The sequence below is a fragment of the Bacillus sp. JJ1609 genome, assembly GCF_036967045.1.
Lineage (GTDB): Bacteria > Bacillota > Bacilli > Bacillales > Cytobacillaceae > Mesobacillus.
In genome coordinates this window covers 56,343-82,467 of sequence record NZ_JBALSS010000021.1, presented here as the reverse complement: position 1 = coordinate 82,467, position 26,125 = coordinate 56,343, and the positions used below count along the sequence as shown (strand labels likewise).

The window sequence follows — 26,125 nt, the reverse complement described above, 5'->3', positions numbered from 1 at the left end:
TTGTCAGCTGTGAAGGAGGATAAGTCGCAAGGGAGAATTAAAGATAAGAGCGTGATGATTTATAAATTTAATTTTTCTCTAATCGAATTCGTGCCGCCAGGACTTCATCTGACAGACCTTAAAATTAATCAATGTTAGGAGAGATTGTTTATGAGATCAGGAATTGAAAAGAAACAAATTTTAGGGATATTGACGGATATGATTAATAACCTGGAAGTCGTTGATGCCAATTTGCATGACACACTGACTGGAATTAGATCTGACATGTGCATTGCTCAGACAGAGCGGTTGGATAACATTGAAATTGTACTCGATGGACTTGAAAAGAACTTATCATCCTATAAATACAACAGTGCTCCGTTGATAACAGATACAAAAGGTTTAAAACTTGAATTAGGTTTTTAATATATAATAGAATAAATGCAATCTTAAGTAGCTTTCAATTATGAAAAGGCTACTTTTTATTTGGCCTCCATATTTATAACAATCGGTTAATTTTAGGAAAGCAGGAAGAAAAAATGGATCAGCAACAACAAATAATAGAATTATCTAAAAAATTGATAGGTTATTCAGAGAGCGCTCAAAGGCGATATGAGTTTTCGAAACAGGAAGGCACCAGAGGGGATTTCCATACAGAGGTTAAGCCTTTTGCAGACGAGGTGAAAGAGACTGCAATACTATGGAAAGAAGCAGCGACAAATTGGGTTATTGAGCATAAACCTAAAAATCTACATTCAAGTCAAATTGAAACTGCAGCTGATTATATAGAAGTAATTTCCGTTCAAGCATTTTTTCCAGAAACCAGCCGGAAGAGGTTTCTTGACCAAATTCAGTCTGTCGAGTTTATTTTAAACAGTATGATCCTGGCTCTAGAAAATAAAATAGGCAAATAAAGAAGCACCAGAGGAATCTGGTGCTTTAATTTTTTATTTAGATAGAGAATTCTTTCTGATCTTCTGGAATGAAGGCTCCTTGCAATTCCAGCTCACGAACAAGGTTCCGGTATTCATTAATGGTTATTTCATTCTGAATATACGATTTTTTTGTGAAATCGAGTAATTCATTCACATGTTCCGGAGTGTATTCTTTTGTTTGGGCAAATAGATTTTTAAGTTCGTGAACGTTCATCTTTTCATCCTCCTCCATCATTTGAACTCATCGTATCATGAAAATGGAATTGTCCTTTATTTTTCAAAAATTTAAACTTCCGACAATTATTTTCATCATTAGACAAAAGCGGAAGGCATTTCCAAACCCTATCACCATCTGGGCGATTACATCATAAGATATCGTAATGAACTATGGAGGAGGATGTTCGCCCATGTTTGGCCGCAGGAACAAGACGCATGCCTATCAGCCACAGTTTTGGGAAAATCAATATTATCAGGGAACTTATAATTGGAATGGGAATAATCAAGGTTTGAACCGGCAGCAGCCGTACCCTCAACAATATGTAAACCCTCAATGGAACAGCATGCAGGGAAATTGGCAAAATCAATATATACAGCAGGATTACCCAATCAATCCATATATGCAGGGCAATCCTCAATGGAACCAACAATATTCAATGGCGCAACCAAAGAATAATTATTCAAAAATGCTTTTCCAAAATCCGCTCCAGCCAGAGGATGACCCGATTTACGGATACTACAGCCAGCAGTCTGAATTTCAAAATTACAATCCTTATCCACAGCAGGCATTTATGCCAAAGCAGCCATCAGGATTGCAATCAATCATGAATTCATTTAAAAGCCAGGACGGGAATCTTGATGTCAATAAGATGGTAGACACCGCAGGCCAGATGATGAATGCAGTGACTCAGGTTTCATCTCTGGTTAAAGGGCTCGGCGGAATGTTTAAAGTGTAAAAGCAAAAGCAGGCGATTGCCTGCTCTGCTCAGACTGTAGACAAACTCGGTAAAAATCGAGCTTGTTTACAGTCTTTCTTTTGTGCTCTTTTAGTTAGCCAAGTGGCCATATTGGTGACGTATTTTTCCATTTTTTGTTCTTCCAGGTAGCCAAGTGGCCTTATTGGCGACTCCTTTTTCCAATTTTTTGTACTATCAGATAACCAAGAGGCCTTATTGGTGTCCTCTTTTTCCAATTTTTATACTATCAAGTAACCAAGAGGCTTTATTGGTGGACCAATTTAATGTGTCCTTTTTCTAGTCCACCCTCATTCGTGTGTGTCAAAACGGGTTGAATGGTTCTTTGAAGGTTGCTTATGACTATTTGCTAGAGTCTCTAGAGGATATTTTATCGCTTACCTGCCCCGTTTGAGTCTTGCACTTTCTGCTCTAGTCATCGATGCGCAAAAAGGGTTCGGAATGAGAACATTTCGAACCCTTTTTGTCTACAAACAGAAAGCATGCGATTGCCTGCTTTTTTAGTCTTGATCTATTAAAATATCTATTTTCTTACCTGGTTTCTTAGCAATTTTTATTTTGAGTAGACCATCGATGTAGGAAGCCCGTATTTTCCTCTCGTTAATAGGCTGAGCAAATGGTATGGTTCTGCTGGATCTTTGCATTGAGGATCTGTGCTTGTGTGTTTTTTCTAAATCGTTGATTTCAGTAGATGTCTCTGACTTATTTAGAGTGATCGTCAACGAGTTGTTTATTACATCGATGGAAATCTGGTCTTTTTTAATACCTGGCAGTTCAGCTGTCACTTCATATTCCGTGTCTGTTTCATTTAAGGCAACATGAATTGGGGAATAGGGGAAGGGCTGTCTGAAAAAATCGTCAATACTTTGCAATATTCCTTTTACAGGTTTTTCCTGCATGATTTGATTCATTGATTTAAACCATTGTTCCAGGGCTTCATGTCTTTTTGGGCGATCAGGATGGTTAGGTGCCATCGTGTCTCATCCTCCTCTGCAGAAATTCTTATAATAGAATATGAGAGACAGAATGTCCGTGTTCAATTATTCTCTGCACATGCTTGTTAGATCAAATCATTCCTGCGTTTTTTTTTTTGCCATCGTTTTATGAACACTTTGTGAAAAATGCCTTTAGTGTGATTTAGGTCACATAACAAATTTGTGTTCCTTTGTATGCTGAAACAGTAAATAAAGCAGAAGAGGGGAATACACATGTTTTGTTACCAATGTGAACAGACACCAACAGGCGGCTGTAAAGTCGTAGGAGTTTGCGGAAAAGATGAAACAATTGCGAGCCTGCAGGATACCATTATTTTTGCCTTAAAAGGAATTGCAGCATATAGGACGCATGCTAATCAGCTTGGATTTACAGACCCGTTTGTAGACGCAACTACTCACGAAGCACTATATATGACATTGACCAATTCCAACTTCAATGTTCAGGAGCATATTGATATGGCATTGAAAGTTGGCCAATCAGCAGTGCGGGTAATGGAAATGCTAGATGAAGCACACACTAGCCGTCTGGGCATTCCACAGCCCGTTCGTGTAAGCCAGAATAAGATTGAAGGTAAGTGCATCGTTGTTACTGGCCATAATTTATTCGCCTTAGAAGAACTGCTTAAACAGACAGAAGGAAAAGGCATTAATATTTATACTCACTCAGAGATGCTGCCTGCCCATGGCTATCCAGCATTGAAAAAATACCCGCACCTTAAAGGGAACATCGGGAAGGCATGGTTTGACCAGCGCCGCCTGTTTGAAAAATTCCCCGGAGCGATTCTTGCGACGACAAACTGCGTAATGCCAATTAAAGGATCCTACGCAGATCGTATGTTTACTTACGAAGTGGCAGGACTTGAAAATGTAAGAAAAATTGAAAATGATGATTTCTCCTTGTTGATTGAAAAAGCATTGGAGCTTCCAGAAGCCGATATGAATTCTGAAGAAACTCTAGTTACAGGTTTCCACCACGAAACTGTACTTGGTCTAGCTCCAGAAGTCATTCAGGCAGTGAAAGATGGAAAGATTAAGCGCTTCTTCGTCATCGCAGGCTGCGACGCGCCAGGAAAAGGCGGCGAATACTACCGTGAGCTTGCAACATCTCTTCCTCCTGAGGCAGTAATTCTGACTACTTCATGCGGTAAGTTCCGTTTTAACGATGTTGATTACGGAGTTGTTCCAGGTACGGATATTCCGAGATACATTGACCTCGGACAATGTAATAACTCTGTTTCCACCGTTAAGATTGCTAAAGCATTGGCAGATGCTTTTGAATGCGATGTGAACGAACTTCCAGTGAGCATCGTTCTTTCCTGGTTCGAGCAAAAAGCAGTAGCCATCCTGCTGGGACTGTTCAGCCTAGGCATCCAGGATATCCGTATTGGACCAAAGCCGCCTGAGTTCATTTCTGAAGGTGTGATGCAGGTGCTTCAGGATACCTTTAATTTGAAACTGATTACAACAGCGCAGGAAGATATGGAAACAATGATGCAATTAAGCAAGACAGAATAAAAAATAAAAATGTTAAAAGCCCGCTGATATAATGCAGCGGGCTTGTGTATTCTGGAGGAGGCAGTCCTTATATAAGTTCATTCAACAATAACTCAGTGTCCAAAATCATATTTCCATGATGGTCAGTAAAAATAACCTGATCCTTCTTCATTCGGGTAAGGGTCCTGCTTACTGTTTCCCTTGTCGTGCCAATCATGTTTGCCAAATCTTTATTTGTAAAATCGGACTTTAGAAGTATTGTGCCATTTTCTTGTTTTTCGCCGTGTAGCTCTCCAAGCCTTAATAGCAGTTTTACGATTTGTTCATATGTGTTATTCAAAATTTGTGCCTCAAGCCTTTCCTGCAGGTCAACAATCTTTTCTCCAAGCACTTTAAATACCTTAATGCTCAAATGAGGATTTTCGACAAGGACCTTCTCGAACTGCGAAATAGGCACGACAACAAGGCTCGTTTGCTCTAACACTTCTGAATAGCCAGGATAACCCCCTTTGCGGAAAAAGCCAACATGTGGGAACATTTCTCCTTTTTTAAGAATTGCAACAATCTGCTCCCGTCCATTTGCATCGCTTTTGTAAATCTTTACTTTCCCTTCATTAATAAAATATACATTTTCAAGCGGATCTCCCTGAAGGAATACATGGCTGTTTTTCTTCCATTCCCTGGAAATCGATATTTCAACAATTTTTTCTAAATCATGATCATCCAGGTCTCTAAAAAGCGAGAAACCAGAAAGCACTTTTTTAATATCTATTTTATTCAAAAGAAACACTCCAATGTTGAGGCTATATTAATCTCATACTATTTTAACAAAAGAATGAGTTAATGGTTATTGTTAATTTAGAATCAACAATCATGTTTACCACAGTCTAACAAATAACAAATTCTTTGCATTGCCTGTTTATTATTGAAAGGAAGAGTAGGTTCATGGATTTCATTCCCTGAAATGCTCAAGCGAACTAAAAATAACAGGAATATCAATTCAAAAGTCCATGCCAAAAAATAGCAGCTATAATTATTTATCATTTTTCTTTTGCAACGAACGTTTATTCGCTAAAATAGGGATAACGAGGTGAACGAAATGAAAGTGCGGAAAAGTTTGCAAGAGATTTTAACAGAATTAAAAGTCAGTGAATCGGTTAAGAGAAATATAGTCCATTGGCATACGATAGAGGAAAAAGAGGCACAAACAAAAGAAATGCCAGAGGATTTAAGTGGAATATTGAAAAATGCATTGGAGCGACGGGGCATTTCCCGCCTTTATACTCACCAGAAATCTTCTTATGAGCAAATAATGGGTGGACAGAGCATTGTAGCGGTCACACCAACGGCATCAGGAAAGACGCTTTGCTATAATCTACCTGTGCTCCAGTCAATCATAAGTGATCCCAATGCAAGAGCACTCTATATGTTCCCTACAAAAGCACTCGCGCAGGACCAGAAAAGTGAAATCAATGAATTGATCCAAGAGGCTGAGCTCTCGATCAATAGTTATACATATGACGGTGATACACCATCAAATATCCGCCAGAAGGTGAGGAGGGCTGGCCACATTGTCATCACAAACCCTGATATGCTCCATTCAGCAATTCTTCCGCACCATACAAAGTGGGTGTCGCTCTTTGAAAACTTAAAATATGTTGTAATCGATGAATTGCATATTTACCGGGGAGTATTCGGCAGCCATGTGGCGAATGTGATCAGAAGGCTGAAGAGAATCTGCAATTATTATGGCAGTAATCCAGTTTTTATCTGCACGTCCGCAACAATTGCCAACCCACTTGAACTTGCCGAAGGACTGACTGAAAAGGATATGGTCCTGATCGATAATAACGGCGCACCTTCAGGAAGGAAACATTTTTTATTTTACAACCCGCCTGTCGTAAATATCCCGCTTAACGTCCGCAGGAGTGCTACACTTGAAACCAGACGTCTTGCAGGAGAGTTCTTGAAAAATAAAATCCAGACGATTGTCTTTGCGCGCAGCAGAGTCAGAGTGGAAATATTGTTGACCTATCTCCAGGAACTGGTTAAACATAAACTCGGCCCAAAAGCGATCAGGGGCTATCGAGGAGGATATCTGCCTACTGAGAGGCGTGAAATAGAAAAGGGTCTTAGATCTGGAGATATATACGGAGTTGTCAGCACTAATGCACTTGAACTTGGAGTCGATATTGGGCAGCTTCAGGTGTGCATCATGAACGGCTACCCTGGAACAATCGCAAGTGCATGGCAGCAAGCTGGAAGGGCAGGCAGAAGGCACGGAGAGTCGGTTGTCATCATGGTGGCAAGCTCTAGCCCCCTTGACCAGTATGTCATCCAAAATCCGGATTACTTTTTTAATCGCAGTCCGGAAACGGCTAGAATTAATCCTGACAACCTAATCATTCTGATCGACCATATAAAATGTGCTTCATATGAACTGCCATTTAAAAATGGAGAAACGTTTGGAGCAGTGGAAATTGAAGAGATTTTAGAGTATTTAACAGAGGAACGGATTCTTCATCAAAACGGTAACAAATGGTATTGGATGAATGATGCTTTCCCGGCACACAATATCAGCCTTCGTTCTGCGTCACAGGAAAACGTGGTGATAATCGATCAATCTGATGTAGCAAATGTAAGAGTGATTGGGGAAATGGATACCTTTTCGGCAATGACGCTTTTACATGAGGAAGCGATATATTTGCATCAGGGAATCCAATTCCAGGTAGAAAAGCTTGATTGGGAGGAGAAAAAAGCGTTCGTCCGTGAGGTGGATGTCGACTATTTCACAGATGCCAATCTAGCAGTCCAGCTAAGTGTTCTCGAAGAGGACAAGCATCGAGGCAATAAAGAAACTGAAATTGGTTTTGGAGATGTCAGTGTCAGGGCGATGGCAACCATTTTTAAGAAAATCAGATTTGAAACACATGAGAATATCGGTTCAGGCCCAATCTTTCTTCCAGAAGAAGAATTGCATACGAGTTCAGCTTGGATTTCACTAAATAAAGAGCTGTCTGAATTTAATGATGACCGTCTTGAAGAGGGCCTGATTGGCACTTCTCAGGCATTAAAGCATATTGCACCATTATTTGTCATGTGTGATCCATCTGATGTCCATGTTGTACCGCAAGTGAAAGCTGCTCATAATGAGAAACCGACAATCTTTTTTTACGACCGTTACCCGGGTGGCATAGGTCTCAGTGAAAAAATCTATTCGGGTATTGAAGCGATATTGGAACAAACTAAACAAATGGTAATAAACTGCCAATGTTCTAACGGCTGTCCTTCATGTATTGGTACAGATACGACATCAATTCATTCAAAAAATGACGTTGTAAAAATTTTAAACATGTTCCTTAAAGCAGCAGTTTAAAGAAGGAGGGGGAAAATGAGTCTTAAGAATAAATTGAACCGCTTAAAACCTCATATTAAAAGCGGAAGTGAAAAACCTAAAGCTGAAATGATTCCAGTTCAGGATACTCCAGAAATTCCGTTTTTCGATGTTTGGGAAAAAGAATCCGTTTCCCCCTTCTATTTCGATGGCCAGTACTGTTTGGTAAGGGAAGTCAGCTATCCGCTTGATTACAAGCATGGCAGCTACCGATTCGGTGATTTGCTGGAGGCGGTTTCCCTTTGGAATAATGAAGAAACCAGGCATCCACTATCAGCGTCAGGCCATAAACCAGAGGATCTTGTTTTTTTTGATACAGAAACCACGGGGCTTGGCGGCGGGGCGGGCAATACGATCTTTTTGCTGGGTCATGCAAGTGTATCAGGTAATTCAATAAAATTAAAACAGCATATTCTTCCGCAGCCAGGCGCCGAAGTTGCTCTTTACCAAAGCTTTCTTGAAAATGCGGATTATACTACCCTGGTAACCTATAATGGGAAGGCATTTGACTGGCCACAGGTCAAGACGAGGCACACTCTCGTAAGGGATCATGTTCCCAAATTGCCTGCCTATGGCCACTTTGACCTATACCATGCTGCAAGGCGAATGTGGAAGCATAAAATTGAGAGAATGAAGTTAAGCATTGTGGAACAGGAAGTGCTTGGTCTGGAACGAAAAGATGATATCCCGGGATTCCTTGCGCCAATGATTTATTTCGACTTTTTGGAAAGAAAGAATCCAGAAGGGCTGCTTGGAGTGATCAAGCATAATGAAACGGACATCCTGTCACTATTAACGCTTTATACACATCTGACTTATCAGCTTTTAGGAAGGGACAAATCTCAATCGGCAAGAGAAACCTACGAAGTTGGACGCTGGTTTTCCTACCTGGGAGAATCGGATAAGGCTAAACAAACGTTCAGCGGGCTGGCTGAGAGAGGAAACGAACAGGAAGCTGCTGCCAAGCATGCCTTGGCTGCTGAATATAAACGAAACAAGGACTGGGCACAAGCCGTCTCATTGTGGAAAGAAAGTGCTGAAAAAGGGACAAGTAAGGACAGAAAGGAAGCATGCATAGAGCTTGCCAAGCATTTTGAGCATCGGGAAAAGGACCTTGAGCTGGCATTAGAATATTGCCGGCTTGCAGAATCAATCCATTTAAGCGATGAAGGCACTACAAAAAAAGACATGATTTTCAATGAAGAACTTCAGAAAAGAATCATGAGAATTTCCCGGAAAGCATTTCCCGGGCAAGCGCAGGATTCGTCAAAATAAACCGTATTTACCGCACTTTTCGGCATGATTTCTGGAATTGTAACAAAATTTTAACATTTACCAGCAATAAACCTGTAATATTCTGTTGTATGAACTGTTCTGACATTGTAAAATGTAAAATTGTATGGAACAAAAAAATTAATAATTTTTACGGGGCTGGTAAAATGTATAAAGCGGTTTTAGTTCTCTATTTTGTTGTTATTACACTTATTGCTGTTATTTTCAGTGGCCTTAAGGACAACTTTTACACATTCCTTTAATTTTTTATTTTTGCTTGCACGGCAGATTCTCCGGAAAAAATAGGTGTTTTCATTAGTACAAGACGCACTGCTTTTTCATAGGCTGATAATGTAAAGAATAAGTCTATAGGAAAGGAGTTATGCACTATGTACTGCAAACCGACAAATGTATTGCCAACAGTAGTTCATCCTACTAAATGTTGTGTAAACCATAATTATGTTAATAATGTGGTTCCACACGTACATCCGACTCACACTACAAATGTAAATCATATTAATTATGATCATGTCCATTATTTCCCGCAAACACAGTCTACAGTGAACCAGGTAACAAATCAGAATTTCTATGGCGGTTCAGGCCCAGGAGTTGGTCCGATTGGCCCAAGGCCGCGCCCAGGATTTGGTGGAGCACCAGGTATGGGGATGGGACCAGGCATGGGACCAGGTCCTTCAGGCTTTGGACCAGGACCAGGCATGGGATTTGGACGATAAAATAACTTCTGCAAGGGCTATTTAGCCCTTGTTTTTTTAAGGTCATTTGAAATTCTGCAGGAAAATAAAAAGAATAATTACGCTGGGAGGATTAATATTTGACCTAACAAGGGAATACATTCAATAGGTAAATATTTTTGATATAAGGCATTTGCAAAATTTATCTAGACCTGAAAATCAAACCTGAAGGAGATATAATGGCAAAAGTCGTTGCTATTTCTGGCTATAAACCTTTTGAGCTTGGGATATTTCAACATGATCATCCTGCAGCTGAATACATAAAAATTGCAATCAAAAAAAGTTTGCTGCCTTTAGTTGAGGAAGGCTTGGAATGGGTAATGATCAGTGGGCAGCTTGGTGTCGAATTATGGGCAGGCGAAGCTGTGTATGAATTAAAGGAGGAATATCCAGACCTGAAATTATCTGTGTTCACTCCATTCCTTAACCAGGAAGAAACGTGGAAAGAGGCTAACAAGGAATGGTATGAATCCATTCTTTCAGGTGCGGACCATGTGGATTCGATATCACGGAAACCATATGAAAAGCCGTGGCAGTTCAGGCTGAAGAATCAGTTTTTTGTAGAAAAAAGTGACGTGATGATTCTGCTGTATGATCCTGAAATAGAAGGCAGTCCCAAGTTTATGTATGAAACAGCAATAAAATACGGAGAAACAAACGAGTATGAAGTGAGATTGATTACTATGTATGATCTCCAAATGATTGTTGAAGAAGAACAATTAAGAAAACAGGGGTTTTAACGTGAATTGAGGAATTTATATGGAATTATAATTTACGTAAATGAACTTCTACTATTACTTTAATTGGTATCTTCCTCTTTTCGACCGTCACCTGAAAGATTCGTAAAATGTTTAGACCGATTTTTACTCCGTGAAATTAAGGTACGATGGTAACGAATGAAGCTTAAGAAAAGAAAAATTGACAAATCGCTGTGTTTTTGAAAAAATAAATTAGACGATAGGGGTATATTGAGGTGAATGGAATGCTATCCGATAAATTACAATTAACTGCAAAAGATATTTTGGAAAAAGAATTTAAAACAGCTATGCGTGGTTATAAGCCAGAAGATGTTGATAAGTTTCTTGATTTAATCATCAAAGATTATGAATTGATGCAGCAGGAGATAGAAGAACTGCAGCAGGATAATCTTCGCTTGAAAAAGCAGCTAGATGAAACGTCACGCCGACCAAGTACACAGGCAGCAGGCACTACTAATTTTGATATCCTTAAAAGGCTGTCAAATCTTGAGAAACACGTATTTGGAGACAAACTCTACGATTAAACCAGTTTCTGCTAGATTATGAAATGTATTACCATTGCATTTGATGTCAATATTAAATATAATACTTCATGAAGCTGTTAATAACGTTCGGGTAATCGCTGCAGTTTTGCTGCAGAGGAAAGTCCATGCTCGCACAGGCTGAGATGCCTGTAGTGTTCGTGCCTGGCCAATTCATAAGCCAGGGCAGCCGGGTTCACACTCGGTTGACGGCCGGGAAAATGCCTAAGTCGGCAACGATATGGCATGAATACCTATAAAAGTGCCACAGTGACGGAGCCTTCCCAGAAATGGAAAGGGTGGAACGAGGTAAACCCCACGAGCGAGAAACCCAAACGATGGTAGGGGCACCTTCTTGGAGGAACTCAACGAAGAGAAGGACAGATGATTCATCATCTGTAGATAGATGATTACCACCGGAGTACGAGACTTATGGTCGTTTGCAGTACAAAGGTACAAAACATGGCTTACAGAACGTTATTAATGGATTTGTATGAGTGTTTATTAAAGCTCTCCTTTTGCCAGGAGAGCTTTTTTTATGTATATTAATTGTTATTGGGCATTTTAAGCATAAGTTACACACGAAAATTATTTCTGATATAAGGGTGAAATTATGAAGAATTTTGATTTGATCGCGACTTCTGCAATGGGTCTTGAAGCGATTGTTGCCAAGGAAGTACGTGACCTGGGTTACGAATGTGAAGTTGAAAACGGCAAGATTACATATAAGGGAGACGCACTTGCAATCGCTCGCAGCAATATGTGGCTTCGCACGGCTGACAGAGTCAAAATTAAAGTGGGCGAATTCAAGGCTTATACATTTGATGAATTGTTTGAAAAAACAAAGGCCCTTCCGTGGGAACAACTTCTGCCAGAGGATGCAGAGTTTCCTGTATCAGGGAAATCAGTGAAATCAAAGCTTTTCAGCGTTTCGGATTGTCAGGCAATCGTGAAGAAAGCGATCGTTGAACGATTGAGGACCCAGTATAAAAAAACGACATGGTTCGAAGAAAACGGTCCATTGTTCAAAATAGAGGTAGCCCTCCTTAAAGACGTCGTAACGCTGACAATCGACACAAGTGGCAGCGGGCTCCACAAGCGCGGCTACCGTACAGATCAGGGTGAAGCCCCGTTAAAAGAGACACTGGCTGCAGCCCTAATTATGCTGACAAATTGGACTCCAGATAAACCATTTGTCGACCCATTTTGTGGGTCAGGGACAATTCCAATTGAAGCAGCTTTGATTGGCCAAAATATCGCACCAGGCTTCAATCGTGAATTTGTCTCTGAAGGATGGAGCCTGATACCGGAATCTATTTGGGACGACGTCAGGACTGAGGCGGAAGATTTAGCGAAGTATGACCAGCCTCTAGATATAAGCGGAATGGACATCGACCACAGAATGGTCAAGATTGCAGAGGAGAATGCTTTCGAGGCAGGGCTTGGCGATCTTATTTCCTTCAAGCAAATGCGGGTCCAGGACTTCACGACCAGAAAGGAATACGGGGTTATTGTGGGTAATCCTCCGTATGGCGAGCGACTGGGTGAGAAAAAAGCAGTGGAGGAAATGTACAAGGAAATGGGCAGGACATTTGCACCTCTTGATACCTGGTCCATCTACATGCTTTCATCAAATGAGGAATTTGAACAAGTATACGGAAAACCAGCAACAAAGAAGCGAAAGCTTTTCAATGGATTTATCCGGACAGACTATTACCAGTATTGGGGAAAGCGTCCGCCACGGGTTGATAAGTAAAGCTGTTCTTTTCCATGATATATCATGTTAAATAAGAAAAGCCGCCTCCATCAGGATGCGGCTTTTCTTGATTTTGAAATTTAACAAATGGAAGTGATTATCAAGTGAAAGGTATATTAGGTAAAGATTGATGCGACTCATCTTAGAATATTGCAGGTAACTGAAGGAAGACAGGGAACTCGGAATACTCGAGTCTCCATCATTCTTAAGCTTGTTCTTCTGGAATAATTTTTTTGATTGGCGAATAAACTACATTTATCTATTAAAGATTGGAGGGATGGCAATGAATTATTCTTTTATTGATTTCCATAGAATTTCAAAAGCACTGACTTCAAGCTCTGAAGCTTTGAGAAATGAATTTCAGCAAGATGAAGCTCAAATTGCCGATTTGCAGGAAGCAGAAAATAACTTTCGCCAGGCATTGTCATTTGGCCTTTCAAACCCCAAATAAATAAAAAGAAACGCTTGATTACACAGGCGTTTCTTTTTTTTCCTTTTTTAATATCCCTGCAGCATTCGTTTACCATCGTCAGTCATCATATCCGGTGTCCAGGCAGGGTCCCATGTTAAATGGACGTCTGCATGATCGATTTCTTCCATGCCCATTACACAGTATTTGATGCCGTTCACAATGCTGTCATGGAGAGGGCAGCCAGGTGTTGTGAGTGTCATCAGTACTCTTGCCGTTCTTGGTTCAGGTAAATCAATATCATAAATCAAGCCTAAATCGACTACATTGATATTCAATTCTGGGTCAATTACTGTTTTTAAATTTTCTCTTATTTTATTTTTTAAATCCGTCATTTACAATTCCTCCTTATTTTCGTACCACTTTGGTAATTGTTATGCTGAATAAAGTCGCTGCGATCAAAAGCAGTCCCTGGCCAAGGTAAAATAAATAAATCCATTTTGCTGCGAAGGAGGAGACAAGGAAGCATACCCCGGCAGTGAACATGATGAATAGCGGCAGGGCCATTTTTTCATCCATCATCTCCTTTAAGGAAGGGACCTTTTGTTTTCCAATCTCCTTGCTGTATTTGTGTGTCCACCATAGAAAGGGAACAATTTTATACAAGTATCCGATAATGCTGAAAGCAATCCAAGCAATCAAATATAAGAATAGGAGGGGGCCCGCCAGTTTAGGCAGCAAGCCCGCCGCACTGCTGAAAAAAGCTAAAAAATGGATTACAGCACCCCATACAATTGCCATTAAAGCAAATATGAATGGCCGGTCTAGCTTCTTCTTGACCCGCTTGTCTATTATTTTTTTTATATGCCATGTGAACAGCAGGAAGCCAGTGAACAGCAGGAATGTACCTGCAATTTGAAGCGGAAAGCTTTCAAAAATAAATGTATTTATCAGTGCGATTATGCCTGTTATATAAACGGTGAATATATAGGCAGCCGGTTTCATCGAATAACCATGGGAAAGTGAGAACATCGGCACCATTTTATAAGAAAAACCGAAAATCAACAGAGTAAACCAGCCTGCGGTTCCCATGACTAAATGACTTTTGAATATAATCTGGTAATGACCAGATGCAAATCCTGTTCTAATGCTAAGGACAAGCATAATGCCAAGTGTGACGGTAGCCAGCAAAGAAAAAAGGGCAGAGCCTACGAACAGCGAAAGTATGTTTGGTTTAGCCTGGCTTTTAAGGGTCATGAACATCTGGAAAAGGAACATTAAAATTCCTGTTAAAGTCAGGATTCCAGGAATCAATGCATCCTGAGGCCTAATGTATAAAGCAGCTGCGAATGCTGCGATTCCCACAGCGGTCACTGAAAATTGCACAAATCCGAATTTTTCATTCCAGATAGGGGTTAAGAATGCAACAGGCACAAGCTGATACATGGCGCCCATGGCGGCCATTAATGCCCATCCAAGTACAAACAAGTGGGCAGCAGACCATATAGCTGGAATTCGGTAGGTCCCTGATATCAACAGTTCCCCATTAAGTAATAGGAGAAGCTGTGAAAGAACCATAGCGAACATGCTAAAAGCAATGAAAGCAAAGGGCAGTTTAATATTTGTTTCGTTCCCCTTACTAACCTGAATCATGTGATCACCCCGCTTTTCGGGAAATAGTGACTTTATAGCTCCCATCATCCTGCTGTTCAGTCAAATAAATATATCCAAGTTCATCTAATTGTTCAAACAGGAACATGGGCCTGCGATCATTTATGATCACAAGTGTTTGCCCCTTATCCAAATCTTCAAGTGCCGCGAGCGTTCTCATCATAGGCTGTGGCGGTTCTAGTCCCCGGTTGTCGAGTATCATCCTATTTCCCTCCTTTTTTAGTAAAAGTGATTTTATAGTGCTTTGTATCGATCTTTTCGGCTTCATGGTCAAAGCCTTTAGCCTTCATGACTCCGTATAAAGGGACAGGCTTAAACGGTGCGTGGAGAATAAGAATATCGTTTAATTGCAGCTCTGAAATGGCCTCCATTATTTTTTGAAATGGCTCCAGCTTGTTATTGATATCCTCTCTTACATCTAGTTCAATAGTTTTCTGTTGCATTACCCTCAGCTCCTCAGTAAATTTATCTATTTAAATGATAATAATTTTCAATTAATTCTTCCGTGACGTGCATCACTTAACAAATAAGAAGATCTACTCGTAATCTTATACAACTCACTGATGATGACATTCAAGCTTCGGTTTTTTGTGCTGGATCATGAAGAGTGATTCTTAAAAGAACCTATTAAAATAATTCTTGATGCAATTTCTCATGATCAATTAGATAACATCCATCGTCATCCACACTAAGATAATCCTTCTTCTTTAAATAATTGATAGTCCTGCTCACTGTTTCACGAGAGGTTCCAATCATATTGGCAAACTCTTTATTCGTAAAATGTGTCGTCAGTTTAAATCCATGCTTCATTTTCTCACCATTTGTCTTGCATAGGCGGAGCAGCAGCATGATGATTTGTTCATACGTATTATGGAGAATCTGTTCCTCAAGGCGTGCCTGCAGGTCAACAATTTTCTCTCCCAGAACTCTGAATAATTTAATTGATAATTCAGGGTATGCCACAAGTATTTCCTCAAATTTGCTAATGGGGATAACAATCAGCTGTGAATCCTCCATTACCTCTGCATGTGCAGGATACAGTCCCTTTCTGAAGAAACCTGCGTGTGGGAACATCTCTCCGGTTTCAAGCACTGATACAATTTGTTCACGTCCCGATGAATCGGTTTTATAAATCTTTACTTTTCCTGAATTTATAAAAAATACCCGATCCAGAGTATCACCCTGCATAAATGCGTACATTTTGCTTTTATAAAACCTTGGCTGGGCAATTTCAACGATCGTATCCAATTCCTGAGCTGAAAGTTCTTTAAAAATAGGTACTTCCCTTAGCTGCTGCTTGATCTGGGATATATGCATAATAATCTGCTCCTCTACCTTCGATTAAGTTTCTACTATGATTTTATCAACCTAAAAAGAAGGGCTAAGTGACCTGAATCATATTTTGACGTTTTTTTGAAAATTATTCTCATTCCTGTGTGAAAAATCACACCTAGTAAATGCGATACTTCACAAAATATACATTCGATTGCTTTTAAAATGAAGGTGTAAAACAAACAGGAAAGGGGATGTGTGGAAATGGAAATCCAACATAGGACATCCACAAAAGCAGTGGTGAAGAAGAATCGGAACTCACTGTTGAAATCCGTACTCATTATTACATTATTACTCAGCTTTACAGTGCTCCTGACAGGGGGATACTGGATTTTTAAAGAAATGGCTCCACGGCCAATCGAAGTAACAAGCGAGAACGGGAAAGTCATTTTAACGAAGGAAAGCATCATGGGAGGGCAGGCTGTTTTTCAAAAGTATGGTTTGATGGATTATGGAACGGTTTTGGGCCATGGTTCATATATGGGGCCTGACTATACAGCTGAAGCATTGAAAATTTATACAGAAGGAATGCAGGACTTCCGGTCATTGGAAAAATACGATAAGGAATTTAAAGAATTAAGCAAGGATGAACAAGCAATCATTCGCGTCAATGTAAAGAAGGAAATGCGTGAAAATCGTTATGTACCCGATACAGACAAACTGGTACTAACCGATGCTCAGATTTACGGACATAGTAAGGTAAGAGAATTCTATCATGGGATTTTTACAGAAGGAGACCATTGGGGACTTAAGCCTCGCCTGATCCAGGAAAAGCACATGCCAGCAGGGGATCGCGCTTGGGTTTCAAAAGGGGACCAAATTGAACAGATTTCAGATTTCTTCTTCTGGACTGCATGGCTTTCTAGTACTGAAAGACCTGATGATAATATTACGTATACGAATAACTGGCCATATTATGAAGATGCAGGCAACACCTTGTCATTCTCAGCCGTTTGGTGGAGCGGTGCCAGTGTAACAATCCTGATATTATTTGTTGGACTTATCTTGTATGTGTTTTATCGTTACCATCTTGGAATGCAGGAAGCCTATAAGGAAGGGAACTTCCCAAAAATAGATTTAATGAAGCTGCCATTAACCTCATCACAATTAAAAACAGGTAAATATTTTGCTGTGGTTTCGGTGCTGTTCTTCGTCCAGGCGATGTTTGGGGCGCTTCTTGCACACTACTATATCGAACCGGACAGCTTCTTCGGAATGAAGTGGATCCATGATATCCTTCCATTCAACATTACGAAAGGGTTCCATCTGCAGCTGGCGATTTTCTGGATTGCAACAGCGTGGCTTGGAATGGGTATTTTTGTAGCACCGCTTGTAGGCGGGCATGAACCGAAACGCCAGGGATTATTGGTAGACATTCTGTTCTGGGCTTTGGTAGTCCTTGTAGCTGGCAGCATGATAGGGCAGTGGCTTGGCGCTAATGGCTACCTTGGAAACAACTGGTTCCTCTTAGGTCATCAGGGCTGGGAGTATCTCGAACTGGGACGCATCTGGCAATTCATTCTTGCAATCGGTATGCTGATCTGGCTGTATATAGTACTCCGCGGAATTAAGAGCGGCTTGAAGCGGGAGTCTGATAAAGGTGGCTTGATCCATCTATTGTTCTACTCAGCGATAGCAGTTCCAGCGTTTTACTTCTTTGCCTTCATGATCAATCCAGGAACGCATTATACATTCGCTGATTACTGGCGCTGGTGGATTATCCATCTATGGGTAGAAGGAATATTTGAGGTATTCGCAGTTGTAGTCATCGGTTTCTTGATGGTCCAGATGAAGCTTGTTACAAAAAAATCAACAGTCAAAGCATTGTATTTCCAGTTGATCCTGCTGATGGGAGCGGGAGTCATCGGTATTGGACATCACTATTATTACAACGGGTCAGCAGAAGTTTGGATCGCCCTCGGCGCAGTGTTCTCAGCTTTAGAAGTCATTCCATTGACACTGCTGATTTTAGAAGCATATGAACAATATAAAATGATGCGTGATGGCGGGGTAGACTTTCCTTATAAAGGAACATTCTGGTTTTTAATCTCTGTAGCAATCTGGAACCTTGTAGGTGCAGGGGTACTTGGCTTCCTAATCAATCTGCCTGCAGTCAGCTACTTCGAACACGGGCAATTCCTGACATCTACCCATGGCCACGCTTCAATGATGGGTGTATACGGAATGTTCGCAGGAGCAGTGTTAGTCTACTCATTGCGAAATATTGTAAAGCCGGAGAAATGGAGCGACAAGTGGATTAAATTCATTGTCATCATGCTAAATGTTGGGCTCGCTGGCATGGTATTCCTATCGTTGCTTCCTGTTGGATATTTGCAAATTAAAGAAGCATTCTACAACGGTTATGCAGCATCTCGTTCAGCGGAATTCCTGCAGCAGGATACAGTACAAATGCTGCTGACACTAAGAGCGATTCCTGACTCCATTTTCTTGATTGGAGTTGCAGCCCTGGCGCTGTTCAGCATCAAAGCGTTGTTCAATCTTCGCAAGGTAACTCATAAAGAAGAAGAGCCTCTGCCAGTAAAAGACCTGGCCGTAGACGAGGAATAACAGGAAATCCGCAAAGCATTTGCTTTGCGGATTTTTTATTTTACTGATCTTTCATCATTTTCACACTCAAAGCAAAGGACTCTGCCATCTGTCGTATGAACACCATTCAAAAAACCGTCCAGACAAAATATTTCCTTGCCGCATTGCTCGCAGCTGCCGACAAGCTCCTTCATAGACATCGCCTCCTAATAATATAGTTCGATTTTTAAGGGGAAATCTCCTTGTTATATCAGATTGATTCTATGTGCCCGATAAGAGGTGCTGGAAGGAAAAAAGGTAACATAGAAGCAAGAATGCATTTTCTGCTAATTTAAGTATTCAATAATTTTGTTGATTAACAATATCATAGCAAATCAGTGACCAGGCTCACTTCATACATAATCGGCAATTTCTATAATGAAAATGTAAAGATAATAAGCTACAATAAGGAGAGAGTAAAATGACTTTTAGCGTAATTATCAACGTACCTGACTATGCACCACGGGAAAAGCATCCTACTATATTTCAAAACTTCGATGCGCTAAAGCCTGGGGAATTCATGCAGATCGTCAATGATCATGATCCAAGGCCGCTGCAATACCAGTTTATGATGGAACGTCCAGAAGTTTTCTCATGGGAGTATCTAGAAGAAGGACCAGAAACCTGGCGCGTCGCTATTGGAAAAACTAAATAAGCAATCTAAGAAAATCCATTACTATTTTCCAAGCAACAGGCATGCCTGTTGCTTTTTTATGTTAGGCAACATGGTATTTTGTTAATAGCTCTTATTCAATTCAACTTAATGTTGTTTAAATTGCAATCCAAGCCCATCATCCTTTTTTATTTTTCGTAAACCAAAATATCAGAAAAGTATGATAAGATGAGTGAGAAAGAGAAAAATGGGGTGAAATGGATGAGTGAAGCGAATCAAACAGAAAAGCAATTTTTGGATTATGTGAAGAAGATGTCTGCCTATGGGGAGGCGCTTTCTTTAATTTATTGGGATCTAAGGACTGGAGCTCCGAAGAAGGGTGCAGAACAGCGTTCAGAAGTAATTGGTGTCCTGTCATCGGAATTATTTAATATGTCGACTTCAGAAGAAATGGCTGCATACATAGCGAAACTATTAAATGAAACAGGTCTATCAGAAATCACCCGCAAGACTTTGGAAGAGTGCAGAAAAGACTATGACCGCAATAAGAAAATACCTGCAAGTGAGTACCGGGACTATGTTATTCTTCAATCTAAAGCGGAAACTGTCTGGGAAGAAGCGAAGGAAATGTCTGATTTTGAAATGTTCAGGCCTTACCTTGAAAAATTAGTAGAAACCACCAAGAAGTTCATTCAATATTGGGGATCAGAAGGAAACAAATATAATACGCTGCTTGACATGTATGAGCCAGGCGTAACAGTTGAAGTGCTTGACAAAGTATTTGGCGATTTACGTGAAAAAATCGTACCGCTTGTCCAGCAAATTTCAAATTCAGCAGATAAACCACAGACCGGATTTTTATTCCAAAACTTTCCGAAAGAAAAACAGAAAGCTTTTAGCCTGGATATTTTAAAGCAAATGGGTTATGACTTTGATGCGGGAAGATTGGATGAAACGGTGCATCCATTTGCGATGGGTCTAAATCCTGGTGATGTAAGGGTAACTACAAAATATGATGAGTCCGACTTCAGGACAGCGGTATTTGGAACGATTCACGAAGGTGGCCATGCCCTTTACGAACAGAACATTTCGAAGGATTTGATCGGTACACCGTTGAGCTCTGGAACATCAATGGGCATCCATGAATCTCAATCGCTTTTCTATGAAAACTTTGTCGGCCGAAATAAATTTTTCTGGAAACATAATTACAACTTGCTTCAGCAATATTCAAACGGGCAATTTTCTGATGTGGAAATAGTAGATTTTTATCGTGCGGTCAATGAATCGAAACCAAGTTTAATCAGGATTGAGGCAGACGAGCTTACGTATCCTCTTCATGTAATGGTCCGATATGAAATAGAAAAAGGGCTATTCAATGATGAGATCGAGGTAAAGGACCTGCCGCAAATATGGAATGATAAATATGAGCAGTACCTAGGCATCAGACCGGATAACGATGCACAGGGTGTCCTTCAGGACGTACACTGGGCAGGTGGGAGCTTTGGGTATTTCCCATCGTATGCATTAGGTTATATGTATGCTGCCCAGTTTAAAAATGCGATGCTTAAAGATCTGCCGAACTTTGAGGAATTGCTGGAAGAAGGGAATCTTTTGCCAGTGAAGGAATGGATGACTGAGAAGGTTCACCAGCACGGAAAAATGAAAAAGCCGCTCGAAATCCTTACAGATGTTACTGGTGAAGGGCTTAATGCTAAATATTTAGTAGATTACTTGTATGAAAAATATAATAAAGTTTATCATTTAGTATAAAAATTGAAGATGGCAGTGTAGCTGCCATCTTTTCTGTGTGGTGAAAATATGTATAAGAAATTGCCTTATTTAATGATCGCTTTCGCTGCGGCTATGTGGGGCTTGATTGGTTTCTTTGTGAAAGGTTTGTCAGATGCTGGTTTCAGCGCCATGGAAATCGTCGCAGTAAGGGTAGTGACTGCGGCAGTTATTCTGGTTCTTGTTGGACTGGCAGCATACCGAGGCAATCTTAAGATTAGAATAAAGGATCTACCTCTTTTTATCGGGACTGGAATTTTTAGCATCGTCTTTTTTAACTGGTGTTATTTTACGGCAATTGAGCTAATGAATATTCCAATTGCCGTTGCATTGCTATATACTTCGCCTGCATTTGTGGCAGTACTGTCTTTTATCTTCCTGAAAGAAAGCATAGATCGAAGGAAACTAATCGCAATTGCTCTGACGATAATAGGCTGTACACTCGCTGCTGGTATAACCGGTCAGGAAGGAGCATCGTTTTCAGCTGCTGCTGTTCTGATCGGTCTTGGGGCAGGATTTGGTTATGCTCTTTATAGCATTTTTGGAAAAGTAGCTCTTAGGAAATACCATCCTTTTACCGTCACACTGTATACCTTCATTGTAGCTGCAGCGGCTCTGATTCCGACTACAGGAATTGCTGGCAAGGCGAGCATTTTGTTCAACGGAGGTACGTGGCTGTATGTAGCTGGACTTGGAATTTTCCCTACAGTTCTCGCATATTTTGCTTATTCATGGGGACTGGAAAGAACAGAAAGCAGTACAGCAGCAGTTGTTGCTACACTTGAGCCAGTAATCGCCACTATACTAGGCGTTTTAGTTTACGGGGATCGCCCGGGAATCCTGCAGTTGGTAGGTTCACTGCTGATTGTTTTATCCGTAATGGCTGTCAATATATCACTCCCAGCTAGGAAACAAAAAAAGCACTTCACTATCTGATTAGTGAAGTGCTTTTTTATATCATCCCAGTCAACTAGAGTTGACCAAGATTCCAGGGCATAATCTTCTTAGAAGAACTTATATCCCTTTGATCCAATCGGTGCATTCTGAATCATGTCAATGAAAGGAATCGTATAAGCGAAAAGAATCAATAAGACTGTAATACCAATCCAGAGCTTCCAGTTTTCAAATACCATCGGAGTTTTTTCCGCTGCGTCAGCAACTTCTCCAACTGGGAACTCCTCTTCACCTTTTGGTGCAAAGAATGCAAGGTTTATGAAGATATAAAGCATCAAGATTATGCCAAGGAACAGGATAGAACCGCCGACTGCCTGTGCAACCTGGTAAGGGATCCATTCTGCAGCCTTTTCAGCTCCGCCATATGTTGAGAATGATGATCGGCGAGGGGCTCCTAGTAAGCCAGCTGCGTGCATTGCTCCTGACATGAAGGTCATACCGATCGCCCATACAACACCTTGGATAATGGCTAACTTGTTCATTGCCTTTGTAAGAACTCTGCCTGTTAAGTGTGGAATCAGCCAATAAGAGATTCCAAAGAACGTTAAGACTACAGATGTTGCAAGTGTTAAATGGAAGTGTCCTGTTACCCAAATCGTATTATGGACAACCTGGTTCAGCTGATGGGAAGCATTGATTACGCCGCCTGCACCTGCAGGAATAAAGGCAAGCATCCCGATGAATGGAACCGCAAATCGTGCATCTCCCCAAGGAAGCTTTTTCACCCATCCAAATAGACCAGTAGAACCCTTGGATCGACCAAACATCTCAAAAGTTGCGAAAAGAGAGAAAGCAGTCATCAATGATGGGATGATGACAAGGAATGTCAGGATAACCTGAAGGAATTTCCACGCAGGGTCAATCCCAGGCTCCATCAGTTGATGGTGGAAACCAACCGGAATCGAGAACAGCAGGAACAGGATGAAAGACATCCTAGCCAATGAATCCGAGAAAATCTTTCCGCCAATGATTTTCGGAACGATTGCATACCATGCCATATAGGCAGGCAATAGCCAGAAGTACACAAGCGGGTGGCCAAAGTACCAAAAAAGGGTACGGCTCACTAAAACGTCAACACGATCTACTAGCCCTAAAGACCAAGGAAGCAATTGGAACAGTACGGTAGCAGCTACTCCGATAGAAGCAACAATCCACAAAAGCGTATTAACAATTGCCATGAATGTCAAAAGCGGGCTAGGTTTTCCAGGGTTAGCTTTTCTCCAGGAAGCATAAGCCATAATCAATGCGGCACCGTCAATCCAACTGCCGACAATAACAAGTGTAAGACCTACATAATAAAGAGCGTGCGCCTGTAAAGGGGCATAAAAAGTATAAAGGACAGATGCTTTATTCAATAGAACCATGACAGCTGCCATAACAGTACCGACTGTCATGAGCCAGAAGCCAATCCAGCCCATCAAACGCTGTTTATCAGTCAAAGCTCCTGAAGTCTTGCTCACTGCAGCAAGCTGGAAGCCCATAATGAAAAATGTAGTCAATACAAGGCCCAAAAGGACCCCATGCACTGTAAGAACCTGATAATATCCGATTCCCCAAGGTAATTCGAATTTTCCCGAACGGACAAGCGTCTGCAGCAAGCCTGCAAGTCCTCCGACTGCCAGGGCAATGAATGCTACATAAAAGTGAGCCATTGCCAATTTGCCATCACGGCGGTCAACTTTTGTATTTACAGTATTCGTACTCATTATTCTACCACCTCAATTTTAGATGACATCATATGGTGGCCAACACCACAATACTCGTTACAAACGATCAGGAAATCGCCAGCCTTGTCAAAAGTAGTCACATATTCACTGATGAATCCTGGCTCAAGCATCATGTTGATGTTTGTTCCTGCAACCTCAAAGCCGTGGATGACATCCTTTGTTGTTGCAATTACTTTAACCTTTGCACCTTTGGGAACTTCAACCTTTGCCGGATTATAAGAAAAAGCAGAAGCAACATAAACCAGTTCATAATCCCATTCTTTGCCTTCAACCTTTTTCAGGCCTGGCTTATTGAATGGTGCGGTTGTATCAACCTTTTCAGGATTTATCGTCGCAAGGCAGCTTGGCGGCTGATTGCCAAGATAGAAGGCGCTGACCCCAATGACTGAAAGGAAAACGAGAAGAGTCGTGATCCCGAATATTAGCCAAATTTTTTCAAACTTATGAATGTGCATAGCTTCTTTCTCTCCTTTTGATTTCTGTTAGAAACGATCTAAAAATAAAAAATATACGCCTACCCAAGTAATGATTAAAAAGAAACCCAACAAGAAAACAGATGCAAGTGTTCCTTTCAAAGAAGATTGTTCTTCCACCTTTGTGTTCGTTTTCTTCCCGATTCCAGGCTGTGCCATCCCGGTCACTCCCTTCGAATAAATAAGTAAGTAATTTAATTTAATAAGTACACTTTCATAATACAAAACAATCTGGAAACGTAAATATGGTTTCATCCAGTTCACAAATTGTTCATACTTGCTTTATTTACTATGTTAATGGTGAAAACCTATAAACACAGTGATTTAAGTCACATCACAAGCTGGGTAAATGTGAATAATCTGTGAAAACGAAAATGTGAATACTTGAGCAAGTGAGCTTGATATAAAGCTCTGGTGTGACAAAACTGGTTGACAATCCATGAAAGCGAAAGTTATAAAAACATGCTCACCAAATTTTATGATCGTTAATACACTAGTAGAAAATGGTTTTTTCAGGAAGTGATTGTAGTGGAGAAATTCTATTGTGACCATTGCCGTCTTTTATATGATGAAATTAAAATTTGTAAAAAGTGCGGCAGTGCAGCAGAAAAAAAGATTTGGATTGAAGTACAAAAACAATCCAATGAAAAATAATCATCATGTTTGACTACAAGGCACCAGAATATTGGTGCTTTTGCTATGTCGAAAAACGGCTCGTTGAAACTAGTTTCTCTCACCGGTAAAATTATTGTGGTAAAATAAAGACAATTTAAAATTTGGAAAGGTGATGTTTATGTTTTTGCCTTCATTTCAACTTGATGGAAAGATCGCTGTAGTTACAGGTGCTGGGCGAGGAATAGGACGTGCGCTTGCCATAGGACTTGCAGAAGCAGGGGCTGATGTTGCATTGCTTGCGCGGACAGAAGAGGACTTGAAAGATACGGCTGCAGCTATTGGTGACCTTGGAAAAAGGGCTTTGATACTGCCGACGGATGTTACAAATAGGGAACAAGTACATAGGGCAATTGCCGAAGTAAAATCAGAATGGGATAAAATTGATATCCTCGTTAATAACGCAGGAATGAATATTCGCTCCAAGGCTTTGGATGTGACCGATGAAGAATGGCAGACAATTATGAATACGAATCTGAAATCCGCGTTCATGATGTCCCAGGAAGCTGGCAAAGTCATGAAAGACCAGAAAGCAGGTGGAAAAATAATCAATATTACTTCTGTTGGGGGCCATGTTGCCTTAAGAACGGGAGTTGTCTATGCAGCTACAAAGGCTGCACTCATTCAGATGACAAAAGTGCTTGCGATGGAGTGGGGGCAATACGGTATTAATGTGAATGCAATTGGTCCTTGGTATTTTAAAACACCTCTGACTGAAAAGCTGCTATCTGATGAAGTCTATGTGAATGAGATCCTTGCAGTCACACCACTTAAAAGAATCGGTGAATTGCCGGAGCTCGTTGGACCTACAGTATTCTTAAGCTCAGATGCAGGAAATTACGTGACAGGACAAACATTATTTGTTGATGGCGGCATGACCATCCACGGTTTCTGAAATGAATGTCAACTGGTAATGATTTTATAATGTTCCTGTGAAAAGGGCATTGTATAATAAAATTGCACAGCAACTCCTTCAAAACATTAGGCTTTCTCCTTACAGGGGAAAGTCTTTTTTTTTGCTTTGGCTCTGTTAAAGCCCGATGTTGTTTTTAAGCCTGTTGATTGTAGTGGAA

28 protein-coding genes and 1 other RNA gene are annotated in these 26,125 nt (G+C 40.7%); 17 read left to right on the top strand and 12 right to left on the bottom strand.

What is annotated here, in order from left to right; translation table 11 throughout:
* Positions 1 to 150: 150 nt before the first annotated feature.
* Positions 151 to 405, top strand: coding sequence for a hypothetical protein (locus tag V7654_RS16315; RefSeq protein WP_335431687.1), 255 nt, complete (start codon positions 151 to 153; stop codon positions 403 to 405).
* 113 nt (positions 406 to 518) lie between these two features.
* A complete protein-coding gene (locus tag V7654_RS16310) occupies positions 519 to 893 on the top strand; it encodes a YppE family protein (RefSeq protein ID WP_335431685.1) in 375 nt (124 codons plus the stop codon).
* A 37-nt stretch (positions 894 to 930) separates the two neighbouring features.
* Here the strand turns inward: V7654_RS16310 and V7654_RS16305 are convergent, their stop codons facing one another.
* Complete coding sequence (locus V7654_RS16305; RefSeq protein ID WP_335375654.1) at positions 931 to 1,128, bottom strand: YppF family protein; 198 nt, start codon at positions 1,126 to 1,128, stop codon at positions 931 to 933.
* Positions 1,129 to 1,321: 193 nt separating this feature from the next.
* Here V7654_RS16305 and V7654_RS16300 point away from each other — a divergent pair, with 193 nt between their 5' ends.
* Positions 1,322 to 1,867, top strand: a complete 546-nt coding sequence (locus V7654_RS16300; protein ID WP_335431684.1) for a YppG family protein — start codon at positions 1,322 to 1,324, stop codon at positions 1,865 to 1,867.
* Between the two features lie 518 nt (positions 1,868 to 2,385).
* Here the strand turns inward: V7654_RS16300 and V7654_RS16295 are convergent.
* The gene (locus V7654_RS16295) at positions 2,386 to 2,859 is read right to left on the bottom strand and encodes an Hsp20/alpha crystallin family protein (RefSeq protein ID WP_335431683.1); all 474 of its coding nucleotides are present in this window, start codon (positions 2,857 to 2,859) and stop codon (positions 2,386 to 2,388) included.
* Between the two features lie 234 nt (positions 2,860 to 3,093).
* On the opposite strand from V7654_RS16295, the gene hcp reads away from it, so the two are divergent.
* Positions 3,094 to 4,395 (top strand): hydroxylamine reductase, encoded by a 1,302-nt coding sequence (gene hcp, locus V7654_RS16290; protein ID WP_335431681.1) that lies wholly within the window; start codon positions 3,094 to 3,096, stop codon positions 4,393 to 4,395.
* A 67-nt stretch (positions 4,396 to 4,462) separates the two neighbouring features.
* Here hcp and V7654_RS16285 read toward each other — a convergent pair whose 3' ends face one another.
* Positions 4,463 to 5,155, bottom strand: coding sequence for a Crp/Fnr family transcriptional regulator (locus V7654_RS16285; RefSeq protein WP_335431679.1), 693 nt, complete (start codon positions 5,153 to 5,155; stop codon positions 4,463 to 4,465).
* A 318-nt stretch (positions 5,156 to 5,473) separates the two neighbouring features.
* Between V7654_RS16285 and V7654_RS16280 the strand changes: the two genes are divergently transcribed.
* The 8 genes from V7654_RS16280 (at position 5,474) to V7654_RS16245 (ending at position 13,278) form a co-directional block, all read left to right on the top strand.
* Complete coding sequence (locus V7654_RS16280) at positions 5,474 to 7,750, top strand: DEAD/DEAH box helicase (protein ID WP_335431677.1); 2,277 nt, start codon at positions 5,474 to 5,476, stop codon at positions 7,748 to 7,750.
* Between the two features lie 15 nt (positions 7,751 to 7,765).
* On the top strand, positions 7,766 to 9,043 hold the full coding sequence (locus tag V7654_RS16275; protein WP_335431676.1) for a ribonuclease H-like domain-containing protein: 1,278 nt from the start codon (positions 7,766 to 7,768) through the stop codon (positions 9,041 to 9,043).
* Between the two features lie 386 nt (positions 9,044 to 9,429).
* Positions 9,430 to 9,774, top strand: a complete 345-nt coding sequence (locus V7654_RS16270; RefSeq protein WP_335431675.1) for a CotD family spore coat protein — start codon at positions 9,430 to 9,432, stop codon at positions 9,772 to 9,774.
* A gap of 197 nt (positions 9,775 to 9,971) precedes the next feature.
* The gene (locus V7654_RS16265) at positions 9,972 to 10,532 is read left to right on the top strand and encodes a DUF1273 domain-containing protein (protein ID WP_335431673.1); all 561 of its coding nucleotides are present in this window, start codon (positions 9,972 to 9,974) and stop codon (positions 10,530 to 10,532) included.
* A 242-nt stretch (positions 10,533 to 10,774) separates the two neighbouring features.
* On the top strand, positions 10,775 to 11,074 hold the full coding sequence (gene gpsB, locus V7654_RS16260) for a cell division regulator GpsB (RefSeq protein WP_335375873.1): 300 nt from the start codon (positions 10,775 to 10,777) through the stop codon (positions 11,072 to 11,074).
* Positions 11,075 to 11,157: 83 nt separating this feature from the next.
* Positions 11,158 to 11,546: RNase P RNA component class B (gene rnpB / locus V7654_RS16255), an RNA gene on the top strand.
* A 138-nt stretch (positions 11,547 to 11,684) separates the two neighbouring features.
* The gene (locus tag V7654_RS16250; protein WP_335431671.1) at positions 11,685 to 12,827 is read left to right on the top strand and encodes a THUMP domain-containing class I SAM-dependent RNA methyltransferase; all 1,143 of its coding nucleotides are present in this window, start codon (positions 11,685 to 11,687) and stop codon (positions 12,825 to 12,827) included.
* A gap of 283 nt (positions 12,828 to 13,110) precedes the next feature.
* Positions 13,111 to 13,278 (top strand): hypothetical protein, encoded by a 168-nt coding sequence (locus V7654_RS16245; RefSeq protein WP_335431669.1) that lies wholly within the window; start codon positions 13,111 to 13,113, stop codon positions 13,276 to 13,278.
* 47 nt (positions 13,279 to 13,325) lie between these two features.
* On the opposite strand, the gene V7654_RS16240 is transcribed toward V7654_RS16245, so the two are convergent.
* The 5 genes from V7654_RS16240 to V7654_RS16220 form a co-directional block, all read right to left on the bottom strand.
* Positions 13,326 to 13,631, bottom strand: coding sequence for a metal-sulfur cluster assembly factor (locus V7654_RS16240; protein ID WP_335431667.1), 306 nt, complete (start codon positions 13,629 to 13,631; stop codon positions 13,326 to 13,328).
* 13 nt (positions 13,632 to 13,644) lie between these two features.
* A complete protein-coding gene (locus V7654_RS16235; protein WP_335431666.1) occupies positions 13,645 to 14,889 on the bottom strand; it encodes a hypothetical protein in 1,245 nt (414 codons plus the stop codon).
* 4 nt (positions 14,890 to 14,893) lie between these two features.
* Positions 14,894 to 15,109 carry a DUF2249 domain-containing protein gene (locus V7654_RS16230; RefSeq protein WP_335431665.1) on the bottom strand — a complete coding sequence of 72 codons (216 nt, stop codon included), beginning with the start codon at positions 15,107 to 15,109 and terminating at the stop codon, positions 14,894 to 14,896.
* A gap of 1 nt (position 15,110) precedes the next feature.
* Positions 15,111 to 15,350, bottom strand: coding sequence for a DUF2249 domain-containing protein (locus V7654_RS16225; protein ID WP_335431664.1), 240 nt, complete (start codon positions 15,348 to 15,350; stop codon positions 15,111 to 15,113).
* Positions 15,351 to 15,534: 184 nt separating this feature from the next.
* The gene (locus V7654_RS16220) at positions 15,535 to 16,224 is read right to left on the bottom strand and encodes a Crp/Fnr family transcriptional regulator (RefSeq protein WP_335431663.1); all 690 of its coding nucleotides are present in this window, start codon (positions 16,222 to 16,224) and stop codon (positions 15,535 to 15,537) included.
* 219 nt (positions 16,225 to 16,443) lie between these two features.
* On the opposite strand from V7654_RS16220, the gene V7654_RS16215 reads away from it, so the two are divergent.
* Positions 16,444 to 18,807, top strand: coding sequence for a nitric-oxide reductase large subunit (locus tag V7654_RS16215; RefSeq protein ID WP_335431661.1), 2,364 nt, complete (start codon positions 16,444 to 16,446; stop codon positions 18,805 to 18,807).
* A gap of 35 nt (positions 18,808 to 18,842) precedes the next feature.
* Here V7654_RS16215 and V7654_RS16210 read toward each other — a convergent pair whose 3' ends face one another.
* Complete coding sequence (locus V7654_RS16210) at positions 18,843 to 18,980, bottom strand: hypothetical protein (RefSeq protein WP_335431660.1); 138 nt, start codon at positions 18,978 to 18,980, stop codon at positions 18,843 to 18,845.
* 266 nt (positions 18,981 to 19,246) lie between these two features.
* Between V7654_RS16210 and V7654_RS16205 the strand changes: the two genes are divergently transcribed.
* From V7654_RS16205 to V7654_RS16195, 3 genes are all read left to right on the top strand, one after another.
* Entirely contained in the window at positions 19,247 to 19,480 is a 234-nt protein-coding gene (locus tag V7654_RS16205; RefSeq protein ID WP_335375637.1) for a DUF2249 domain-containing protein, read from the top strand.
* A 219-nt stretch (positions 19,481 to 19,699) separates the two neighbouring features.
* On the top strand, positions 19,700 to 21,208 hold the full coding sequence (locus V7654_RS16200) for a carboxypeptidase M32 (RefSeq protein WP_335431659.1): 1,509 nt from the start codon (positions 19,700 to 19,702) through the stop codon (positions 21,206 to 21,208).
* A gap of 48 nt (positions 21,209 to 21,256) precedes the next feature.
* On the top strand, positions 21,257 to 22,162 hold the full coding sequence (locus V7654_RS16195) for a DMT family transporter (protein ID WP_335431657.1): 906 nt from the start codon (positions 21,257 to 21,259) through the stop codon (positions 22,160 to 22,162).
* Positions 22,163 to 22,230: 68 nt separating this feature from the next.
* Here the strand turns inward: V7654_RS16195 and V7654_RS16190 are convergent, their stop codons facing one another.
* Genes V7654_RS16190 through V7654_RS16180 form a run of 3 tightly spaced genes read right to left on the bottom strand, consistent with a single transcriptional unit; the run spans position 22,231 to position 24,539 of the window.
* Positions 22,231 to 23,886 (bottom strand): b(o/a)3-type cytochrome-c oxidase subunit 1, encoded by a 1,656-nt coding sequence (locus V7654_RS16190; protein ID WP_335431654.1) that lies wholly within the window; start codon positions 23,884 to 23,886, stop codon positions 22,231 to 22,233.
* Positions 23,886 to 24,362: a cytochrome c oxidase subunit II gene (locus V7654_RS16185; protein WP_335431653.1), complete on the bottom strand. Its 477-nt coding sequence runs from the start codon at positions 24,360 to 24,362 to the stop codon at positions 23,886 to 23,888. Before V7654_RS16185 ends, V7654_RS16190 begins: the two co-directional genes overlap by 1 nt.
* 27 nt (positions 24,363 to 24,389) lie before the next feature.
* A complete protein-coding gene (locus tag V7654_RS16180) occupies positions 24,390 to 24,539 on the bottom strand; it encodes a hypothetical protein (RefSeq protein ID WP_207499743.1) in 150 nt (49 codons plus the stop codon).
* A gap of 634 nt (positions 24,540 to 25,173) precedes the next feature.
* Here V7654_RS16180 and V7654_RS16175 point away from each other — a divergent pair.
* Positions 25,174 to 25,947, top strand: coding sequence for an SDR family NAD(P)-dependent oxidoreductase (locus V7654_RS16175; protein WP_335431651.1), 774 nt, complete (start codon positions 25,174 to 25,176; stop codon positions 25,945 to 25,947).
* The last annotated feature ends 178 nt before the right edge of the window (positions 25,948 to 26,125 follow it).

Excerpts from the sequence above, each read along its gene's own strand:
- V7654_RS16315 (WP_335431687.1), top strand. The coding sequence starts at position 151 with ATGAGATCAGGAATTGAAAAGAAACAAATTTTAGGGATATTGACGGAT.
- V7654_RS16310 (WP_335431685.1), top strand. The coding sequence starts at position 519 with ATGGATCAGCAACAACAAATAATAGAATTATCTAAAAAATTGATAGGT.
- V7654_RS16305 (WP_335375654.1), bottom strand. The coding sequence starts at position 1,128 with ATGAACGTTCACGAACTTAAAAATCTATTTGCCCAAACAAAAGAATAC.
- V7654_RS16300 (WP_335431684.1), top strand. The coding sequence starts at position 1,322 with ATGTTTGGCCGCAGGAACAAGACGCATGCCTATCAGCCACAGTTTTGG.
- V7654_RS16295 (WP_335431683.1), bottom strand. The coding sequence starts at position 2,859 with ATGGCACCTAACCATCCTGATCGCCCAAAAAGACATGAAGCCCTGGAA.
- hcp (WP_335431681.1), top strand. The coding sequence starts at position 3,094 with ATGTTTTGTTACCAATGTGAACAGACACCAACAGGCGGCTGTAAAGTC.
- V7654_RS16280 (WP_335431677.1), top strand. The coding sequence starts at position 5,474 with ATGAAAGTGCGGAAAAGTTTGCAAGAGATTTTAACAGAATTAAAAGTC.
- V7654_RS16275 (WP_335431676.1), top strand. The coding sequence starts at position 7,766 with ATGAGTCTTAAGAATAAATTGAACCGCTTAAAACCTCATATTAAAAGC.
- V7654_RS16270 (WP_335431675.1), top strand. The coding sequence starts at position 9,430 with ATGTACTGCAAACCGACAAATGTATTGCCAACAGTAGTTCATCCTACT.
- V7654_RS16265 (WP_335431673.1), top strand. The coding sequence starts at position 9,972 with ATGGCAAAAGTCGTTGCTATTTCTGGCTATAAACCTTTTGAGCTTGGG.
- gpsB (WP_335375873.1), top strand. The coding sequence starts at position 10,775 with ATGCTATCCGATAAATTACAATTAACTGCAAAAGATATTTTGGAAAAA.
- V7654_RS16250 (WP_335431671.1), top strand. The coding sequence starts at position 11,685 with ATGAAGAATTTTGATTTGATCGCGACTTCTGCAATGGGTCTTGAAGCG.
- V7654_RS16245 (WP_335431669.1), top strand. The coding sequence starts at position 13,111 with ATGAATTATTCTTTTATTGATTTCCATAGAATTTCAAAAGCACTGACT.
- V7654_RS16240 (WP_335431667.1), bottom strand. The coding sequence starts at position 13,631 with ATGACGGATTTAAAAAATAAAATAAGAGAAAATTTAAAAACAGTAATT.
- V7654_RS16235 (WP_335431666.1), bottom strand. The coding sequence starts at position 14,889 with ATGATTCAGGTTAGTAAGGGGAACGAAACAAATATTAAACTGCCCTTT.
- V7654_RS16230 (WP_335431665.1), bottom strand. The coding sequence starts at position 15,109 with ATGATACTCGACAACCGGGGACTAGAACCGCCACAGCCTATGATGAGA.
- V7654_RS16225 (WP_335431664.1), bottom strand. The coding sequence starts at position 15,350 with ATGCAACAGAAAACTATTGAACTAGATGTAAGAGAGGATATCAATAAC.
- V7654_RS16220 (WP_335431663.1), bottom strand. The coding sequence starts at position 16,224 with ATGCATATATCCCAGATCAAGCAGCAGCTAAGGGAAGTACCTATTTTT.
- V7654_RS16215 (WP_335431661.1), top strand. The coding sequence starts at position 16,444 with ATGGAAATCCAACATAGGACATCCACAAAAGCAGTGGTGAAGAAGAAT.
- V7654_RS16210 (WP_335431660.1), bottom strand. The coding sequence starts at position 18,980 with ATGAAGGAGCTTGTCGGCAGCTGCGAGCAATGCGGCAAGGAAATATTT.
- V7654_RS16205 (WP_335375637.1), top strand. The coding sequence starts at position 19,247 with ATGACTTTTAGCGTAATTATCAACGTACCTGACTATGCACCACGGGAA.
- V7654_RS16200 (WP_335431659.1), top strand. The coding sequence starts at position 19,700 with ATGAGTGAAGCGAATCAAACAGAAAAGCAATTTTTGGATTATGTGAAG.
- V7654_RS16195 (WP_335431657.1), top strand. The coding sequence starts at position 21,257 with ATGTATAAGAAATTGCCTTATTTAATGATCGCTTTCGCTGCGGCTATG.
- V7654_RS16190 (WP_335431654.1), bottom strand. The coding sequence starts at position 23,886 with ATGAGTACGAATACTGTAAATACAAAAGTTGACCGCCGTGATGGCAAA.
- V7654_RS16185 (WP_335431653.1), bottom strand. The coding sequence starts at position 24,362 with ATGCACATTCATAAGTTTGAAAAAATTTGGCTAATATTCGGGATCACG.
- V7654_RS16180 (WP_207499743.1), bottom strand. The coding sequence starts at position 24,539 with ATGGCACAGCCTGGAATCGGGAAGAAAACGAACACAAAGGTGGAAGAA.
- V7654_RS16175 (WP_335431651.1), top strand. The coding sequence starts at position 25,174 with ATGTTTTTGCCTTCATTTCAACTTGATGGAAAGATCGCTGTAGTTACA.